Annotated in this window: 1 protein-coding gene; it reads right to left on the reverse strand. The window is 61.1% G+C overall.

Going from position 1 to position 1,134, the window contains the following annotated elements; translation table 11 throughout:
• Nucleotides 1-881: DUF6708 domain-containing protein (locus AB4Z48_RS40430; protein WP_441624510.1), on the reverse strand; the 881-nt coding region annotated here is incomplete at its 3' end.
• Between the last annotated feature and the right edge of the window lie 253 nt (nucleotides 882-1,134).

Raw genomic sequence — 1,134 nt, forward strand, 5'->3', positions numbered from 1 at the left:
TCGATGTCCGTGGGAAAGGGCGTGTAGGGCACGTTGTACTGGATGCATGCTTCCACGCTGTCGGGAAACGCGTTGATCAGCAGCCAGCCCAGCCACAGCGGAAGGGTGATGGGCACCCACAACATGCCGTGCGGCTTGGCCAGCGTGCGACGCAGGCCGGCGTACCAGTCGCGGTAGGGTTGCAGTGTGGCCTGTTTCCGGTTGGGTCGGCGCGGTAGCGGCGGCGGTTCGGGCAACGCCGCAGGGCCATGGGCCATGAAGGCTTGCAGGTAGGACCACAATGATTTGGCCGAGCGATCGCCGTCGAACAGACCCAGGTTGCCGCAGGCCGCGCAGATTTCGGTCGACGGGTCCATCGTGTAATCGACCCCGATCAGGTACAGCGGATGCCGGCTGGCATAGCCACTGGCAGACACGATGGGGATGTAGCCGGCCAGGGCTTCGAGTTGGTTCCAGTCGAGCACGTGCAGGCGCTCTTTGCCGGGGAAAATGAAATAGAGTTTGCGCGTGCCGCGATGAATGCGGATGAAGGCGCCACGGGTGCGATGCGCGCCGCTGGCAAAGTAGAAGCAAAATCCAAACGCTAACACAGGCAAGCTACACAAAGCGGTGTAGACGATGTCCTTCGCCGTTAGGGCCTCCATACCAATTGCCCAGAAACTGAATAGTGAGCCTATGATCGCTACAACGACTGACATGCCAATAAAGCTCGCTGTACTGGTCCGCGTGAAATTCGCATAGGTCTCCAGTTCGACGCACTGATCATTGACGCGACGCACGCCATCGGGTTTGGGCGGCTCGCTGGTGGCGTGGTTCCGATAGAGCGGTGTGCCGCCCAGACGCAGGCTGGGCGGAAGTCGCCTGATGGTTTCCTCTTTCACTGTCGCGTCCCCACTGGCTCCGGCTTGGCAGGATCGATGGAGGCGCTGAAGAAGCAGCAGCCTAAAGGTGCGGATGGTGTGGTCCCCATGATGCTAGGCATCGACGTTCACCTGCGGCGATGCCATGCCGCACAACTCGTCGATGTCCGTGGGAAAGGGCGTGTAGGGCACGTTGTACTGGATGCATGCTTCCACGCTGTCGGGAAACGCGTTGATCAGCAGCCAGCCCAGCCACAGCGGAAGGGTGATGGGC

Origin of the sequence: Cupriavidus sp. 2TAF22 (genome assembly GCF_052115045.1) — a bacterium.
In the GTDB taxonomy this organism is placed as follows: domain Bacteria; phylum Pseudomonadota; class Gammaproteobacteria; order Burkholderiales; family Burkholderiaceae; genus Cupriavidus.